19 protein-coding genes, 3 tRNA genes and 1 pseudogene are annotated in these 16960 nt (G+C 39.5%); 9 read left to right on the top strand and 14 right to left on the bottom strand.

What is annotated here, in order from left to right; genetic code table 11:
- Positions 1-779, top strand: a 779-nt coding sequence (locus QR40_RS25140) for an IS3 family transposase (protein ID WP_044297300.1), incomplete at its 5' end; no start/stop codon positions are given.
- 209 nt (positions 780-988) lie between these two features.
- Here the strand turns inward: QR40_RS25140 and QR40_RS32720 are convergent.
- The 6 genes from QR40_RS32720 to QR40_RS25115 all read right to left on the bottom strand — a co-directional run bounded on the left by QR40_RS32720 (position 989) and on the right by QR40_RS25115 (position 7741).
- Positions 989-1111, bottom strand: a complete 123-nt coding sequence (locus QR40_RS32720; protein WP_276325463.1) for a hypothetical protein — start codon at positions 1109-1111, stop codon at positions 989-991.
- A 236-nt stretch (positions 1112-1347) separates the two neighbouring features.
- Complete coding sequence (locus QR40_RS25135) at positions 1348-2664, bottom strand: M18 family aminopeptidase (RefSeq protein WP_044297299.1); 1317 nt, start codon at positions 2662-2664, stop codon at positions 1348-1350.
- Positions 2665-2781: 117 nt separating this feature from the next.
- On the bottom strand, positions 2782-5184 hold the full coding sequence (locus QR40_RS25130) for an ABC transporter permease (protein ID WP_052431051.1): 2403 nt from the start codon (positions 5182-5184) through the stop codon (positions 2782-2784).
- A gap of 79 nt (positions 5185-5263) precedes the next feature.
- Entirely contained in the window at positions 5264-5938 is a 675-nt protein-coding gene (locus QR40_RS25125; RefSeq protein ID WP_044297298.1) for an ABC transporter ATP-binding protein, read from the bottom strand.
- Between the two features lie 145 nt (positions 5939-6083).
- Positions 6084-6941, bottom strand: coding sequence for a sensor histidine kinase (locus tag QR40_RS25120; protein WP_160295873.1), 858 nt, complete (start codon positions 6939-6941; stop codon positions 6084-6086).
- Between the two features lie 107 nt (positions 6942-7048).
- Positions 7049-7741 carry a response regulator transcription factor gene (locus QR40_RS25115; RefSeq protein WP_330373894.1) on the bottom strand — a complete coding sequence of 231 codons (693 nt, stop codon included), beginning with the start codon at positions 7739-7741 and terminating at the stop codon, positions 7049-7051.
- A 210-nt stretch (positions 7742-7951) separates the two neighbouring features.
- Here QR40_RS25115 and QR40_RS25110 point away from each other — a divergent pair, with 210 nt between their 5' ends.
- From QR40_RS25110 to QR40_RS25100, 3 genes are all read left to right on the top strand, one after another.
- On the top strand, positions 7952-8530 hold the full coding sequence (locus QR40_RS25110) for a DJ-1/PfpI family protein (RefSeq protein WP_044297295.1): 579 nt from the start codon (positions 7952-7954) through the stop codon (positions 8528-8530).
- A gap of 19 nt (positions 8531-8549) precedes the next feature.
- On the top strand, positions 8550-9461 hold the full coding sequence (locus QR40_RS25105; protein WP_044297293.1) for a helix-turn-helix transcriptional regulator: 912 nt from the start codon (positions 8550-8552) through the stop codon (positions 9459-9461).
- Positions 9462-9546: 85 nt separating this feature from the next.
- On the top strand, positions 9547-9807 hold the full coding sequence (locus QR40_RS25100; protein WP_027293016.1) for a DUF3795 domain-containing protein: 261 nt from the start codon (positions 9547-9549) through the stop codon (positions 9805-9807).
- 255 nt (positions 9808-10062) lie between these two features.
- Here the strand turns inward: QR40_RS25100 and QR40_RS33375 are convergent, their stop codons facing one another.
- Complete coding sequence (locus QR40_RS33375) at positions 10063-10137, bottom strand: hypothetical protein (protein ID WP_334291804.1); 75 nt, start codon at positions 10135-10137, stop codon at positions 10063-10065.
- Here QR40_RS33375 and QR40_RS33370 point away from each other — a divergent pair.
- Positions 10117-10182, top strand: a pseudogene (locus QR40_RS33370) (DUF6783 domain-containing protein); the annotation flags it as partial. The gene QR40_RS33375 and the pseudogene QR40_RS33370 sit on opposite strands and share 21 nt — an antisense overlap.
- Here the strand turns inward: QR40_RS33370 and QR40_RS33365 are convergent.
- Entirely contained in the window at positions 10174-10239 is a 66-nt protein-coding gene (locus tag QR40_RS33365) for a DUF6783 domain-containing protein (RefSeq protein ID WP_334291803.1), read from the bottom strand. The pseudogene QR40_RS33370 and the gene QR40_RS33365 overlap by 9 nt on opposite strands.
- A gap of 105 nt (positions 10240-10344) precedes the next feature.
- On the opposite strand from QR40_RS33365, the gene QR40_RS25095 reads away from it, so the two are divergent.
- A complete protein-coding gene (locus tag QR40_RS25095; protein WP_044297292.1) occupies positions 10345-11415 on the top strand; it encodes an FUSC family protein in 1071 nt (356 codons plus the stop codon).
- A gap of 123 nt (positions 11416-11538) precedes the next feature.
- Here the strand turns inward: QR40_RS25095 and QR40_RS25090 are convergent, their stop codons facing one another.
- Both QR40_RS25090 and QR40_RS25085 read right to left on the bottom strand, forming a co-directional pair.
- Positions 11539-12327, bottom strand: coding sequence for a CAP domain-containing protein (locus QR40_RS25090; protein ID WP_052431050.1), 789 nt, complete (start codon positions 12325-12327; stop codon positions 11539-11541).
- Positions 12328-12501: 174 nt separating this feature from the next.
- Complete coding sequence (locus QR40_RS25085; RefSeq protein ID WP_330373893.1) at positions 12502-12666, bottom strand: ribbon-helix-helix domain-containing protein; 165 nt, start codon at positions 12664-12666, stop codon at positions 12502-12504.
- Positions 12667-12782: 116 nt separating this feature from the next.
- On the opposite strand from QR40_RS25085, the gene QR40_RS25080 reads away from it, so the two are divergent.
- The 3 genes from QR40_RS25080 to QR40_RS25070 all read left to right on the top strand — a co-directional run bounded on the left by QR40_RS25080 (position 12783) and on the right by QR40_RS25070 (position 15735).
- Entirely contained in the window at positions 12783-13004 is a 222-nt protein-coding gene (locus QR40_RS25080) for a hypothetical protein (protein WP_027293012.1), read from the top strand.
- 1171 nt (positions 13005-14175) lie between these two features.
- Entirely contained in the window at positions 14176-14568 is a 393-nt protein-coding gene (locus QR40_RS25075) for a site-specific integrase (protein ID WP_044297290.1), read from the top strand.
- A gap of 876 nt (positions 14569-15444) precedes the next feature.
- Positions 15445-15735, top strand: a complete 291-nt coding sequence (locus QR40_RS25070) for a hypothetical protein (protein ID WP_044297286.1) — start codon at positions 15445-15447, stop codon at positions 15733-15735.
- A gap of 168 nt (positions 15736-15903) precedes the next feature.
- Here the strand turns inward: QR40_RS25070 and tnpA are convergent, their stop codons facing one another.
- The 4 genes from tnpA to QR40_RS25050 form a co-directional block, all read right to left on the bottom strand.
- Complete coding sequence (gene tnpA, locus QR40_RS25065) at positions 15904-16380, bottom strand: IS200/IS605 family transposase (protein WP_044297285.1); 477 nt, start codon at positions 16378-16380, stop codon at positions 15904-15906.
- Between the two features lie 228 nt (positions 16381-16608).
- A tRNA-Gly gene (locus QR40_RS25060) sits at positions 16609-16681 on the bottom strand.
- Positions 16682-16701: 20 nt separating this feature from the next.
- Positions 16702-16772, bottom strand: a tRNA-Gly gene (locus tag QR40_RS25055).
- Positions 16773-16805: 33 nt separating this feature from the next.
- Positions 16806-16878 (bottom strand) — tRNA-Phe (locus QR40_RS25050).
- Between the last annotated feature and the right edge of the window lie 82 nt (positions 16879-16960).

Below are 16960 nucleotides of genomic sequence, written 5' to 3'. Positions count from 1 at the left end.
ATATGGAACTGCTCCATATGACCCCGCCGGTGATCATGAACCTGAAAAAAATCCGCAGGCTGATGGAAAAGTTCCACCTCTCCTGTCCATACCGAGGCCCAAATCCATATAAAAGAATGGCAAAGGCACTAAGGACCAGCAATGTAGCGGACAACCTGCTAAACCGTGAGTTCGAATGTTATGGACCAAGAATAGTCTTGTTGACGGATATCACTTATCTGTCCTATAGCGGATCCTTTGCCTACCTGTCAACCATCCTGGATGCCTTTACCAGGCAGATACTTTCTTATGTGCTCAGTGACTCCCTGGAAGTGGATTTTGTTCTTGAAACGGTCAATAAACTGGTGGCCGATCATGGGATCTCACTTCAAGCAGAAACAATCATCCACAGTGATCAGGGGTGCCATTACACCAGCCAAAGTTTTCTTCATATACTTTATAACAAGAAGCTGCGCCAGTCCATGTCCCGGCGTGGCAACTGCTGGGACAATGCGCCCCAGGAGAGTTTCTTTGGGCATATGAAGGACCATATCAAGGCAAAACTGGCTGAATGCGTAAGCTTTGCAGAGGTACAGTCTGTCATTGATGACTACATGGCTTATTATAATAATCAGCGGTACCAATGGCATCTGGCGAAGCTTGCACCCAATGAGTTTTATAAATTTGTCATCACTGGAGAATATCCACTGGATGTTCCCAAAATACCTGCGCATCCGGTCATAGCCAAAAAACCGGAAGAACTTGGATGCCAATTATATCAGAAAAATACGGATAGTTAAAAAATTTCATAGAATACCATGACATTTAAAGAGGTGTACCTGTATGCAGGATACTTTGGAAGTAAAGGTGCGAAAAAAGTGCCCCACTTTTTAAAATGTCCTTGACAAAGGGTACAGTTCATTTACTTACCTTTCCGGAGTGTTTTTTGGCGGATAGTATTCGACTGGCTCCCATCGGATACTAAGCGGGCAGTGAGCTGCGAAATGCATCAGGATTTCGCAGCGAATGCCCGCGTGCCGCCAAAAAGCGCTTTGGAAAGGTTAGAAAATACCAGTTCTGCGGCCAGCTGACGTAGCCCATGCCAGTTTCCCACACCCATCTTTCCGTACATTACCTACACCTACAAAGCGTCCTAATCAGCTAAACCCAAATATAATAAACCAGCAGGAGTCTCAAGTCCAAGTAATGACCCATAAGCTTGTTTTGAGTAGTGAGCCATAAGCCACCTATAAACTGTACGTTGTAGTATTAGTAATTTCCTTAAATTGGAGATCTATACATTATACTTCTAGAGCGTGTATGAATATTGCTTTCTGACACGCTATAGAAGTTGGTTCCGCAGCCCGATTATTCTCTGCAGATCAAATACTCCCCATCCCCTGTTCCATCAATCCAGGAGCTGTAGAATTCTTCTGCTGCTTTTTCGAAATAAAAAGTATCTTTTACACCGGCTGACTCATAAGGAGAATGCATTGCAAGTTGTGCCAGCCCTACATCAACCGTATTTAATGCAACCTGAGTGTTAGAGATATTGCCAAGTGTTGATCCTCCCATCATGTCGGAGCGGTTGACAAACGTCTGATACGGCACCTCAGCTCTTTCACAGATCATTTTAAAAACTGCTGCTGAGACCGCATCCGTGGTATACTTCTGATTTGCACTGTATTTTATCACGATTCCTTCATTTAGATAAGGACGGTTCGTAGGATCTGATTTCTTTACATAATTTGGATGAACACCATGTGCATTGTCTGCAGAAATCATGAAACTGGAGGACAGTGCCATTAAAAATGCTTCCTCATCCCTTAAAGCGCCTTTGTTTATTCTTCTCAGGGTGTCTCCCAGAAAGGTGGATGCTGCTCCCTGCTTGGTTGCACTTCCCACTTCTTCATTGTCCAGTACACAATACACCGCCACACTTTTCGTACTATTTCCTTTGCGAAATCCCTGAAGTGACGCAAATGCACACTGCAGATCATCCAGCCGCCCGCTGGAGATATATTCTTCATTTGCACCCCAGAAGCTTCCTTTTACTCTGTTATACAAAAATAAATCCGTACTTAATACAGATTCTTCCAAAACCCCGGCATTTTCAGCCACCATTCGAAGAAAAGAGCCTTTTGCAGTCTCATCTCCCAGAACGGGTAGCATGTCATCCTGTACATTATATTTATAACCTTCATTTACTTCCCGGTTCATGTGTACCGCGAGATTTGGAATCATTACCAGATCACGGTCGATATCCACAAGCCGGGTACAGATCTTTTCCTTTTCTTTCACCATAATTCTTCCTGCAACTGAGAGGGGTCTGTCAAACCAGGGTGAACAGATCATTCCTCCATATTTTTCTACATTTAATTTCACATATTTATTTTCCGTTACAATTTCCGGATGCTCTTTCACCTTGAAGGTGGGCGAATCACTGTGACTGGATATTATCTGATATCCGCTAAATTCCTTTGTTGGCAGCTTAAATGCAATAAGAGAAGATCCGTTTCTGGAAACAAAGTAATTCCTGCCTGCCTCCAGCTTCCACGGTCTTCCCTCTTGTAATTCTTCATATCCGTCCGACGCCAGTATTTCCTTTATATTTGAAATCACATGGTAGCAGCTTGGACTGCGGTCAATAAATGTTAATAACTCCCGGGCTGATTCTCTATACATCTTCTTTAATACCTCCTGATAACTGCATTTCAGCCGTCATAGTGGAAACTGCACGGAGCGGCTGAAATACTTTTTTTGTTATCATAACACAACCTCTATTTGTATTCAATGGATTGCTTATTCCTGTGTTTCCCTAATTCTTTCCACTACCGGCTGTTTGCGGAAGATATAGATTGCTGCTGTGGATACGATAAACGGTATTAATATGGTAAATGCCGCATAACCTATGAAATACCATACCGGGAACTTAAAGTGCATGTAGTTGACTCCAATATTATCCATGACTTTAATTACCAGAATACCGGCACCGGTCCCCAAAACCAATGTAAATGCTAAATTAACAGCTGCCAGCAGAAATCCCTCATACTGAATCATTCTGGATAACTGGCGTTCTGTCATACCAATGGACTGCAGCACTGCAAATTCCTGTTTTCTGGTAACGATATTGGTAATTAAAGTATTTACCAGATTAATCAGACTAAATGCAATGATAAAGCAGCAGATTCCCAGCAGCATACTGCTAATTCTTGCATAAGTTAACTTATCCGCCTCAATTCTTTCCTGCAAAGTATCCATAGCGATCCTTTGGTCTTCATCCACAATATCTGCCAGTGCAGCAGTAATATCTGCTTCTTTTGCCTGATCCGTAGAAACGATTAATAAGTAATTCAGGTTCATGTCTCCCATAATTTTGCGCATGGAATCCTCAGTCATCCAGATAATGGAATTGTCCATATTCTTCGTAAAGTCCGTACCCATAAATGCCCCCACCGTAAATGTTTCATTTACCGTGCTTCCATTATAGAAAGTAAGTTCGAGTTTTTCTCCAAGCTTTAGATTTGCACCAAAAATTTCTTTCAGCAAAGCATTATTCTGCACCAGTATCTCATTATTCTCCGTCATTCGGTCATAATCCAGGCTTCCTTCTTTGATCTCTGTCTGCATCTCTTTCAGATCCGATTTGTTGAAAGTCATAATTCCGTCCACCGAAGTCTGTCCATTCATTAAATAATGTACCTTAACTTTTTGATTTGCATATACCTTCTTAACACCGTCAATCTGTTCAATCCGGCTTATCAGACTGTCATTGATCGGGTTATCCAGCTGCAGGTCGCTAAACCCATGCTCCAATGTCTGGGTCACATTATTGGAAAAAGAAATTACATATTCACCAATAGAAAACTCACTTTGCCTTGAGTATCCTTCCTGGCTGAAAGAATTCAGATAGATTGATGCTGTCATAAACAGGATTCCCCCTACTCCCATAGAAATCATCGTCAGCGTAGACTTCTTACGATTTCTGGCGAATCCCATTTTCGCCATGGAAAGAGGTGTTATCTTTCTTGCTAATTTCTTTGTATTCCCCTTTCGTACTCTTCCTTCATAAGCATTGAATCTGGATGCTTCGATCGGAGAAACGGCTGCTGCTATTTTCGCTGGGCGCCGTATGGAGAACAGAACGGTAAATAGTTCAATTGCTACTGTCAATAGTCCCATAATCCCAGTATTCATCCAGCTGAATCCATCTGCCTTCAGAAAATAAGCTCCAATGACTCCGATGACGATACCTGCCGGAATAGCAAATGCACTCAATATCCAACCTTCTCTGGTAACCATATTCCGAATCTGTTTTTTCGTCATACCGATTGTGCGAAGCTGTCCGAACTGGCGGATTCTCCCAACTACCGAAATATAAAACACGCTGTAAATTACAAGTATGCTGACAAAGATAAGCCCGATTGCAATTCCCGTGGCAGTTCCTATAATCTGTATTTTTTTTGCACCCATCAGGGTATCTGCGAAATAAGTATTATCACTGACGTTCTGCCGTTCAATTTTACATTCTGCCGCAATACCAACAGCCCGCTTTTTAAACTCTTCACTTGTCATGGATTTTGCATCTTTTATTTTCACAAGTGCATCATAATTAATTTCTTTCATGCTGCTGCCTTGATCTGCATACTGCTTTGAAACAGCAAAGGGATAAATTTTATTTGCAGGTTCCCCTTCTAAAAGCCCGGTTACAGCAAAGGTTTCCGTGGTTCCATCCAGGAAAGTAATTTCAAAATTCTCTCCCAGCCGGTTTTCTTTTCCTATTGCTTTTAGAAATCCCGGAAATACTGCCACCTCATTTAACGCCTGTGGAAAGGTTCCTTCTTTCACGGTCGCCTGTTTAATCGGACCTTGTTTTTCCGGAAAATAAACAGGATAAAAAGAATAATCATCTACCGAGATCACTTTGCCGAATTTATTAAGTGACAGATACTCGATATTTTCATTATTGTTTAACGCTTCTATCTGATCCATACTCAGATCTTTATATATCACATGCTGCATTTTTTCTACAGCCCGGTCCTGACCTGTAAAATATGCCGCAATGAAAAACAGCATCCCAGAAAGTAACGTGGTAGACAAAACAATTGTAAGAATAATAAAAATATTGCGCATCCGGTTGTTTTTAAGACTGCTTACAGCCAGGTTCCAGATGTATTTTCCATTGTTGTTCTTTTCCAGCTTCATGTTTATACCTCCCCTGAATAGAGCAAGCTGGCTTGCGCTATTCCTGAATTAGTAGTTTGAAAGCACTTTTCTTTCAAATTTACCACCTGCCTTCTGCAACTTTACCATCTTCGATACGAATTGTCACATCTGCCATCTGGGCAATTTCTTCATTATGTGTAATCATCACTACTGTCTGATGAAATTGGCTGCTTGTTAATTTTAGAAGTCCCAGTACATCTGCACTTGTCTTACTGTCCAGATTACCGGTAGGCTCATCCGCGAGAATAATTGCCGGTTTTGTTGCCAATGCCCTTGCAATTGCCACCCTCTGCTGCTGTCCCCCGGAAAGCATATTCGGCATATTTGTAAGCTTTTCTTCTAACCCCAGCATCTTTACTACTTTCTTAACATACTCCTCATCCGTTTTGTTTCCATCCAGCTGAATTGGAAGAATAATATTTTCATATACATTCAGGATGGGAACCAGATTGTAATTCTGGAAAACAAATCCGATTCTCCTTCTGCGAAATACCGTCAGCTTTTCATCGTTCATCTGGGATAAATCTTTATCTGCTACGATGACACTACCTCCCGTAGGCTTATCCAGACCTCCCAGCATATGCAAAAGAGTAGATTTACCGCTTCCGGAAGTTCCTACAACCGCTGCAAAAGCACCTTCTTCAATTTTTAAATTTACACCATCCAATGCCCGTACAACATTGGGTTCTTCTCCATAATACTTTGTAAGATTTTTTGTTTCTAATACTGTCATCCCTATTATCCTCCGCTTAATTATCATCTTTTCTCCATTGCCGGTCACAATTAAATGAGACGTTTCCTGATTGGATAATATAATCTTATCAGTGGATTGTTTCAAAACCCTCTCAATAGAAAAAGAAATAGTTTCAATTTTGAAACTATTCCTTCTCTTTAATCAGATACACTCCAAAACTGCTGCCTTCGCCCTCTCTGGACTTTACTTTGATAAATCCACCCTGGCTGCTGATAATCTGTCTGGATAAATACAGTCCTATCCCAATTCCAGGCTTTTTATGCACTTTAGGTTCACGGTAAAACCGTTTGAAAATATCATTGATATGATCATTTCCAATCCCAATCCCCGTATCTTCCACGACAATCTTTGTAAACATCTCAGATTCTTCTACCGTAATCCTGATTTTACCTTTATCCGGCGTATATTTCACTGCATTATCCAGAATGTTAAATAGTGCCTCAGTTGTCCATTTCCGGTCAAAAGCAGCCACTGTCTTCTTATCTGCCCGTATTTCAATATCTATTTCTTTTTTCTTAGCAGCCAGTTCAATACTATCCACAGACTCCATAATACAATCCATCACGAAGGCTTTTTCTTTTTTTAAAACAATCATATTATTTTCCAGCCTGGACATTTTCATTAGAGAACGCACCAAAAAATCCAGTTTTTCAATCTGCTCCTGCATCACCTTAAGAAACCGGTGCTCATCCTCACGGTTTAATTCATGATTCAGAATGGTATCTGAATACATTGTAATATTGGCAATTGGCGTTTTCAGCTGATGGGATATATCAGAAACCATCTCCTGGACAACTTTCTTTTGATTCCTGTTTTCTTCCACGGAAGCGCAGGTAATATCATAAAGTCTCTTTAGCATCATCTGAATCTTAGAAGAAAGCGTATCCTCATCCAGTTCAAAGCCGCCTACCCCCTCTCCCTTCAAAATGCATTCAATGCTTTGATATATCTGGTCGGTATAATTCACAAATCTTTTTCTCATTGCCAACCACATAAATATCATTCCCACGGCCAGGCATCCCACTGTAAGAACATATAAAACTATCCAATTTTGCACACTCAATTTATATTCCCCCTGTCTTCATTGATTTAATTATTTTTCCTGATTTCTTCCACTACCCATTGATATCCTACTCCATAAATGGTTTTAATATAGGAATACTTATCATCTGATATCTTAGATCTCAAACGGCTGATATTAATTGTCAGGGTATGTTCATCCACAAAATTTCCATCCGCATCCCACAGATCTTCCAACAGAATCTGCCTTGTAAGCACCTGGGTCTGGTTGCTGCAGAATTTGGTCAGCAGTTTAAATTCTGTCGGTGTCAAAACCAGAGGCCTGCCCTGCTTTAAAACGGTCTGCCTTTCAAAATGAATCTCCAGATTCCCGCAGTGCATAACCGATAATTTCTTCCCTTCACACCTTCTTAATATCGCCTGAATCCGCTGCAAAACGACTTTGATATTAAAAGGTTTTGTAATATAATCGTCCGCCCCTGCCTCAAACCCTTTTATCATATCCTCATCCATATCATTTGCCGTTAAAAATATAATGGGTACACTGCTTTTCTCCCGGATTTTCCTGCCAAGTGTAAATCCATCCCCATCCGGCAGATTTACATCCATCAGCACCAGTGCGAATTCTCTGTCATTTATCAGTTTCCACGCCCCATTTGCATCAAACGCCGGAACTGCCTCATACCCTTCCATCTGAAGGTTATAGCACAGTCCTGCATTCAGCATTTCATCGTCTTCTATTATTAATATTCCTTTCATCATTCACTCCTTATATTTCCGGTCCAGATACTCCCGGTTTTAACATTATTTGTTCCTTATTATTAGTTCCTTATTTGTTCCTTATTTTCTGTTTTGATTATACTATAAGTTTTCCTTCATTTGTACAGTATTCTTAAAGATCCATTCGAAAATGCAATTGCAATTAAATCACTGGTGTCGTATAATGAACAAAATATTATTTTAGGAGGCTCTATGAAAACTTTACTTTTTTTAGCAAAAGGCTTTGAAACAATGGAATTCAGTGTATTTATAGACGTTTTAGGATGGGCACGCAATGATTACGGATGTGATGTCACTGTCACTACCTGCGGGTTTCAAAAAGAAGTCTTAAGTACTTTTGGTGTTCCCGTGATTGTAGACACTCTGATTGATGAAATTGATCCTGATGATTACGATGCCCTTGCTATCCCCGGTGGGTTTGAAGAATTTGGGTTTTATGAGGAAGCTTATGATGAAAAGTTGTTACATCTTATCCGCTGCTTTGACGAAAAAGAAAAGCCCATCGCTTCTGTCTGCGTCGCTGCACTTCCCCTTGGAAAAAGCGGTATCTTAAAAGAGCGAAAAGGAACCACCTATCATCTCCGTGATGGATACCGTCAAAAACAACTGGAACAATTCAAAGTAGAAATCGTAAATGATCCAGTAGTAATCGATCGGAATGTAATCACCTCCTATTGTCCGCAGACCGCTGCCCAGGTTGCATTTTCCCTATTGGAGAAGTTAACATCCACAGAACAGATGGAGATTGTTAAAGCAGCCATGGGCTATTAAAATATTACGAGGTAGTAAAATGAAAATAGACAGGTTAATCGGTATTTTATCCATTCTGCTCCAGAAAGAGAAAGTTACCGCACCATATCTGGCCGAAAAATTCGAAGTATCCAGACGTACCATTAACCGGGATATTGAGGATATCTGCAAAGCAGGCATCCCCCTGGTTACTACCCAGGGAACCAATGGGGGCATTTCTATCGCTGAAGGATATAAGATTGATAAAACCCTGCTGACTTCCCGTGAAATGCAGTCTATTCTTACCGGTTTGAAGGGACTGGACAGTGTTTCCGGCACAAGAAAATACCGCCGGCTTATGGATAAATTATCTATAAAAAAGCGCTCTGTATATTCATCCAGCGACCATATCTTTGTTAATCTGGCATCGTATTATAAAGGTTCCCTTGCTCCCAAAATTGAATTAATTCAAAAAGCAATCGATGAATCCAGGCTCATTTCTTTTCAATACTATGCAAACAATGGTGAAAGCAGGCGTATTCTTGAGCCCTATCTGATTGTATTTCAATGGACTTCCTGGTATATCTGGGGATATTGTCTGCAAAGAGATGATATGCGGCTCTTCAAACTAAACCGCCTTTGGGATCTCACACTAGAGGATACTTCTTTTCTTCCAAGGGAACTACCGGAATACGAGGGTGATATTGAACATGCCTTTCCCGACCATTATCAGCTTCACGCCTTATTCCATCCCTCTGTAAAATGGAAACTAATCGAAGAATATGGCATTGACTGTTGTTCCGTAGCAGAGGACGGACGTCTCTCTTTCCGATTCGGCTTTGCCAATAAAGAAAACATGATCAGTTGGATCTTAAGCTTTGGAAATCTGGCGGAAGTCATTGAACCCGTTTTCATAAGAGATGAAATTTGTCAGATTATTAAAAAAATGAATGACATCTATTCCGCAACATGACATACAGTTGTCCTGTTGCTCCTGCTATAATACTTTCATAGTCAGATAACGTTCTGACCCTATAATACGAAAGGAGAAATTCAGCATGATTGAATCAAGATGCGGAATACTATGTTCTGCCTGTTCCTTTAAAAAGGATGGCATCTGTTCAGGATGTCTTCAGATTCAGAAACCATTCTGGGGGGATGCCTGCCCGGTAAAAGATTGCTGTGAGTCAAAGAAACAGGAGCATTGCGGGACCTGCAAAGAATTCCCATGTGACCTTCTGAACCAGTTTGCTTATGATGAAAGCCAAGGAGACAACGGACTCCGGATTGAGCAGTGTAAAAAATGGAAGAACAATTAGCAAAACCAGCAGTGCATACCTATTCTTACATCAGTATATACCTTATCTATCTGTAGTATATACCTTATCTATCTGTAGTACATACCTTACCTATCTGCAGTAACCAAATATGCTTATCTGTCGAAATCAGTACACCGCCGCCTGACTGCTGCTTTGTACTGATTTTTTTATTAACCATATATCCATTTTCCCTCTCTTCAGACCGCTTCCAAAATTTTCATAATTTCTTAAGAATTTAACGTGGTTGACAAATTTTTATTCCATGATATGGTAATAGTGGTTAATGATGTCATATGTACTTGAGCGTGTTTGAAAATTTATTCCTGCCATCTTCACGCCCCACTTTGCGGCATATTTGCCCCGAATTCAGGTTACGTAGCCCGCTACGCGCCCTTCATCCGGGACAAATCTCCCACAAACTGTGACGCACATCTGTCATAAAGCAATTTTAAAACGCGCTCTAGTCTGCAAAATTCTTAATAATTTCCAGATGGCAATTTTCAGTCTGCTGTCTCTGGTTCGAAAGGAGTATATAATATGAATACATATAGTGTAATGCGCATGGATACTGCAAAAGTAAAATCATTGATTAAAGATACCCGGGATAAAAAAGAAAAAATGCGATATAGCTTTGCATATGGGCTTAAAATTGTATCTACAGTTTTATTTTGCATGATTGTAGTCCTGCTGTTTACCGCACTGTTTGGCCCTGATAACAGTATTGTTGGTGTAATTACTGTAATTGCCGTGATGGTCTTTGAAAAAGCAGATCTGGGTATAAAGGCGAATCATGCAGCGTTAACCTTAATTGCCTCTTTTCTCATTCTGGCTGTTGGTCCGCAATTGGCTTCCAAGGTTTCTCCCGGAGCCGGTCTTATCATAAACCTAATTTGCATTATAACCCTTCTGATTTTATCCTGCCATAATATTATAATGTCTAACCACTCCACGATTATTCTTGGATACCTGCTGCTGATGGGCTATGACGTAACCGGAGATGCCTATCTGAAAAGGATAGCAGGACTTTTATTCGGTGGTATTATCGTCGCTGCTGTTTTCTATCACAAACACTACAAAATAATATACCGCCGTTCATTTAAGGACTTATTTAAAGAATTCAATTTGGGAACGCTGCGCACACAATGGCAATTGAAAATGGCATTGGGAATTTCCCTATCCCTGTTTCTTGCTGAAATTCTGCATTTTTCAAGACCTATCTGGGTGGGTATTGCCTGCATGTCACTGTTACAGCCCTTTACCCATGATCTGACGTTCCGTGCCTGCAGGAGAGCTCCATTTGTAATTATAGGCAGTATTGCATTTGGCGTCGTTTATTACTTTTTGCCGGATACTTTCATTCCTTTTATCGGAATTTTCGGCGGTCTGGTACTTGGATTATGCAGTTCATATAAATGGCAGAGCGCATTTAACTGTTTTGGTGCTATCTCCATTGTAGTTCCTCAGTTTGGATTAATAAATGCAATACTGTTTCGAATCATTAATAATTTATTTGGTACATTGTTCAGCATAGCATTTGATAAACTATTTACCTTATGTATCAATCTTGTTAACGTTATCAAAATCAAGGTTCTGGCTAATGCCACATAATTTTATTAAAAATACCCTGTAAAATTCTCTTCTGTCTGTAAGAGAATTTCACAGGGTATTTCAGGGGTTGTGTCTATGTCAATATCGTAATTAGGGGTCTATCTGCCAAAAAACATATAGAGATTAATAAGTAAATAACTGTGTCCAGTATCCTGTGCCATTACTGTTCACATGATAACCTACACCAATATACTTAAAGTTTTTATTTAAAATATTTGCACGATGTCCATCTGAATTCATCCAGCCGTTCATTACTTCTTCCGGACTTCTCTGTCCCCAGGCAATATTCTCACCTGATCCTCTGTAATCAACGCCATTTTCTGACAATACGGTACTAAAACTGCTGCCATTTGGTCTTGTATGAGAAAATGATTTTTCAATTTCTTTTGCACGTAACTGTGCTGCTGTCTGCAGGTTCACTTTTACTTCTAATGGAGCAAGTCCGGCTTTTGCACGCTCCTGATTTACCAGGTCCGCAACTTTTCTGGCTGCACTGACATCCTGGCTTCCGTCTGTTTCCGGGGCATTAGTCTCTGGCGCATTCGTTTCCGGAGCATTTGTTTCCGGGACATTCGTTTCCGGGGCTTCTGTCTCCGGCGCATTTGTTTCCGGAACATTTGTTTCCGGAGCATTTGTTTCCGGGGCTTCTGTCTCCGGCGCATTCGTTTCCGGCGCATTTGTTTCCGGGGTCTCTGTCTCCGGGTTATTAATATCAGGGCAATTTGTAATCTCCGAAATATTAATTCCCAGCTTTTCCAACTCAGCTTTAATGTCGCTGTTGGATATATCTATCTGTTGTACAATTGCACACCCATTTGCTTTTGCCTGTTCCAGAGCCGCATTTAATTTTCCGGCATCCATATCCATTACAGGTGCCCCAATTATTGCAGTTGCTAATAATGCTGATAACATATTACTACCTCACTTTCTTATTTGTTACATTTGTGTTACGTTTATGTTACAAAACATATATTATCATAGTTGTCACATCAAGACAATGGTACTTTCTGGGATTGAAAAAAGGAACATTCCAATGTTCTGAAACGTTCCTTTTTTGATTACACTCTTAAAATATTGTGTATTACCTTATTTTTGATAATTCTCTTCACTTTTAAGATATCCTTTTAGTATGCGATTTATAAACTGGCTTAAAGAACGGTCTTCTTTCTCAGCCAACTGCTTTAGCTCAACTATAATATCTTCATCCAGTGTAATACTTACTTTTGCTTTTAAAGGTTTCATTTCTCCCATTGCATACCACCTCATCTCCTAATATAGCATTATCTGCGATATAATATTGACTATTCGTATAAAATAGTATAAAGTAGTATTTATCAATATAAATATAAGGAGGATAACAACTATCGATGGATAACCATGTATTAGCAAGAAATCTAACAGATTTAGCCACTATGACAGATACCAGTTTTTATTTTCATTATTTACAGGCTTCCAGTGCATCGGAACTTTCCCGATTTATTGAATTAGTACCTGACTTCCTTAATGATGACATCGCGCAAAATCCCCATAACAAAGATACAGAATATGCAATACAACAGATATTGGAGAAATTTGAAAGAAGCGCATAACTTATATATTTAATGGAATATTTTTATAAATATCAGATACATAAAGGCAGCTGTCATACACCAGGGACATTCTAACGAATCTAACACCCTACCGTATTGCGGCTGCCTTTATCTTTCAAATTTTTACGTTCCCTTAAATCTCCTTATAAAGCATCTCAACTATCCCAGCTTTTTACTTTAATGCCCTTTATATTACCGTAACTTTACAATTATACATTATATTATCTGCATTCGCTGCTGTGACTCTGCAGCACAACTTTAGCCGTTACCTTTCCTTAGGCGTTGACAAACGCCGCAACGATCTCATTACTACTCCCATCCACGAATATTAAGACACACAGGAAAACGTGTCCGAAAGATGCTTGAACCTGACTGATTTTTCCAATATGCTGAATGCAGCCACTCAATTTGGATTCGTAGCGGGGTTACATTACGATCCTGAAATTAAGGTTACAGACCGCTGATTGAAGCTGTCAGGCGGGTGCTCTTTACATTACATTTCTTATCCACTACCTGCCATGATCTGGATTAAAGACATTATAATATATTTTAATTCTGTTGTCACTGATTGTATTTTGGGGTTATATCTGATCTTTGCAGAATGACGGTCAATAAAAAGGCATGCACATACCGGAAACTGCTTACCTTTGTACTCGTTTCTGTTACTGCTTGGGACATTAAAATTGACTGATCCTCTTTTCTTCTAATAATCAAACATAGTTAAATATTATGAATTGACATTACTTTAAGACTCAGATAAGATGTAAATACAAAAAGGGTGTTGCCGATAGACGGTCAGCCTAATTTAAAGTTTAAAAAAAGTGACCTTACCTTTCGACTGGGGCGGTCACTTTTTTGTGTGGTTTATGTAGGCTACTAAGATTGACACAATGATTCCAAGAATCATTAAGACAATGGAGAGCAGTTCAAAATCACTCATAAAGCCAGCCCCTTTTCCCAGATTTCCCCTTGTGGAGATTTCTATGTAATCAGAAGGTTCAGTCCCTCTGTTAGAGGGCTCGCCTACCCGTTATGGCAACACCTATTTGTTTTCGATCAGACACATTTGTAAATGGCAACGAATTTTTCATATTCATAACCATTTCTCCCTTATTCGGTAATTTTTTTAATATTACCTTATATTCAGGGCAAAAACTTTCATTATGTATTAATGAGTTCTTTTTATGTCTTAGCACTTAACTGGAATGACGTAGAATTTGAAAATGAGATATTGGATATTTCAAAGACGGTCTGCCAGTTTTATAAGCGTGACAAGCAGGGTAGAAGTCGCAGACAGGTTTATGATATTGGTACAACAAAGACTGCACATTCCAACCTGGAAGTACCTCTGACCGAAAGAGCCGGAGTTGAACCTGACAGAGTTCATCCACATCTGCTCAGAAAGACAGATACCACAGTCTTACATGTAGCAGGAATGAGGACCAGCGATATCGCAGACATTCCGATATCACAACTACGGCACAATGTTACATTATTTCAACAGAAGCAGAAAAGGAACATAGTCAAAGATCAGGTGTGTCATAACGATTTACAAGTGGAATAAAAGAAAAATCATAGCCTATATGAATTGTTTAATTTTTGAGAGATGGGATATTGTTTCGTCCTCAGGTCGATTTGAAATAAATCTGATTACAAGAACAATAAATAGGGGCTTAACATTTATTTAAAGCTATGCTATAATGACATTAAAGAAACAACCGCCCACATGGTGGTTGACCTCATTAAGGATAGAAAAGCCACCCATTCCGGTCAAGTTCAGGGTGGTTTTTCTATGTATCGATTACCTACAAAACGTAAAAACGAATGTAAGTAATGCCAAAAGGAATAGACCAAAGGTCATCAAGTCCTTAAAATCAAAATTTTTATTATTCTGATTCTTCATAGGCACCACCTCCATTCCTAAAGAATAGAGGTCAAACACCCTGCACACGGTTGATCTATATTATTCTAGCATATTTTTATTTAATCAACAAGAATTCCCTTTAAATTTTTTGAATCGCCATACTTACCACTTTTTTGAATCGTCATACTTACCACTTTTTTTAAATTTGTAATTGTTACTCTCTATCATCAAAGATTATCTATTTCTTAAATCTTTTTACGAGCGCAAAGCAAGCAAAAGACAAGATATGTTAAATAATCACATTAATACAGTGTGTAAAATTGAACAGATGCAAGGCAAAGACACAAGGTACTACACCTATGTATGGACTGATGCAGCGCATAAAAAAAGAAATATTTTAAACACAAAAAGAAAGAAGACGTTGAACAAGATGTAGTAAATTTCTACAAAGAAAAAGAAAGGTCGGAACAAGTTACACTTTACTCAATCTATGATGAATGGTTAAATTACAAAATGTTACAATCAAATAGTAATAACAACGCCCAGCGGTTACACTCTGAATGGAAACGATACTACATGAATGATGAAATCGTGCATAAACCAGTCAGGGAGCTAACCTCACTCTACCTGGAAAAATGGGCATTGGAAAAAATAGAATCGAAACAACTAACACGGAAGCAATACAACAATATGGCTACCATTGAAAGCAGCTGCTGGATTACTACAAACGAAAAGGATTCGTTGAAATCAATCAATATAAGGAATTTGAGATTAATAAGAAAAAATATACAAAACCAGTTAAAAAAAACAAGCCAGACAGAAATATTTTATGTTAACGAGCAAACAGAAGTGGAAACATTAGCATAATGATATCTTTAATAAACAAGTGGAATAAAGTGGAATAAAATCAGTACCACCGGCTTAGCCGGTGGTTTGTTTTCCGCCCTATAAGGGCTCGTTTCCGGTACTGGAGTCTAAAGACTCATCGAAAGGTTCGCCAGCCGCAACGTCAGTTACCTGCTAAGCCCCTTGGGCTTATTTCTTTTTGCTTTTGTTTACTGGCTCACCCGTAAACGGGTCAATATACTCCTTCAAAGACATTTGATCATATTCCAAATCTTCCTTYAGTTGATTCCGAATATACTCYTCTATYTTTTTTGCATTTTTTCCTACTGTATCTACATAGTATCCTCTGCACCAAAAGTGTCTATTTCCATACTTATATTTGAGATTAGCATGTCTCTCATATATCATTAAGGTACTTTTTCCCTTTAAATACCCTACAAAATCTGACACACTTATCTTTGGCGGTATTTCTACTAACATATGAACATGATCTGGACAGATTTCTGCCTCCACAATATGCACTTCTTTGCGCTTGCATAACATACTTAAGATATTTGCAATATCCTKTTTCAACTCGCCATATATAATTTTTCTTCTATATTTCGGTGCAAAAACTATATGGTACTTACAATTCCACKTTGTGTGTGCTAAACTATTATTGTCCATTTGGACTACCTCCTTTGATTTATAAAACGGTTGGCGAACCTATTTTTATTATATCATTGGAGGTTTTTTACACAACGCTAAAGCTATTCCAACCACCCGCAGAGCAGGTGGTTTATTTGTTCTCCAAAGTTCCGTTTTTCGGATCAACGAAAAACTCCTCAATGGAGAACAGGGCCATGCCCTAACAAGAAAAAGCCCCGAAAACCTTAGTTTTCAGGGCAAAACAAAAGCGCGAGACGGGACTCGAACCCGCGGCCTCGACCTTGGCAAGGTCGCGCTCCACCAACTGAGCCACTCGCGCATAATCATCTTTCGATGAAAAGCGGGTGATGGGAATCGAACCCACGTATCTAGCTTGGAAGGCTAGTGTTCTACCATTGAACTACACCCGCATATGAAATTGTGTGTTGCTTTTGCTTTCGCAATGCCCAGAGCCGGAATCGAACCAGCGACACGAGGATTTTCAGTCCTCTGCTCTACCGACTGAGCTATCTGGGCTTAAAGACTGCTGTTCCTGTTGTTTGCTTTTCTGTATTTGTTCCGTTCAGCAACGTAGATAATTCTACAATGATTTCTAAGA

The sequence above is a fragment of the Robinsoniella peoriensis genome, from assembly GCF_000797495.1.
GTDB lineage: Bacteria > Bacillota > Clostridia > Lachnospirales > Lachnospiraceae > Robinsoniella > Robinsoniella peoriensis.
This window is presented reverse-complemented; position numbering and strand designations above follow the sequence as displayed.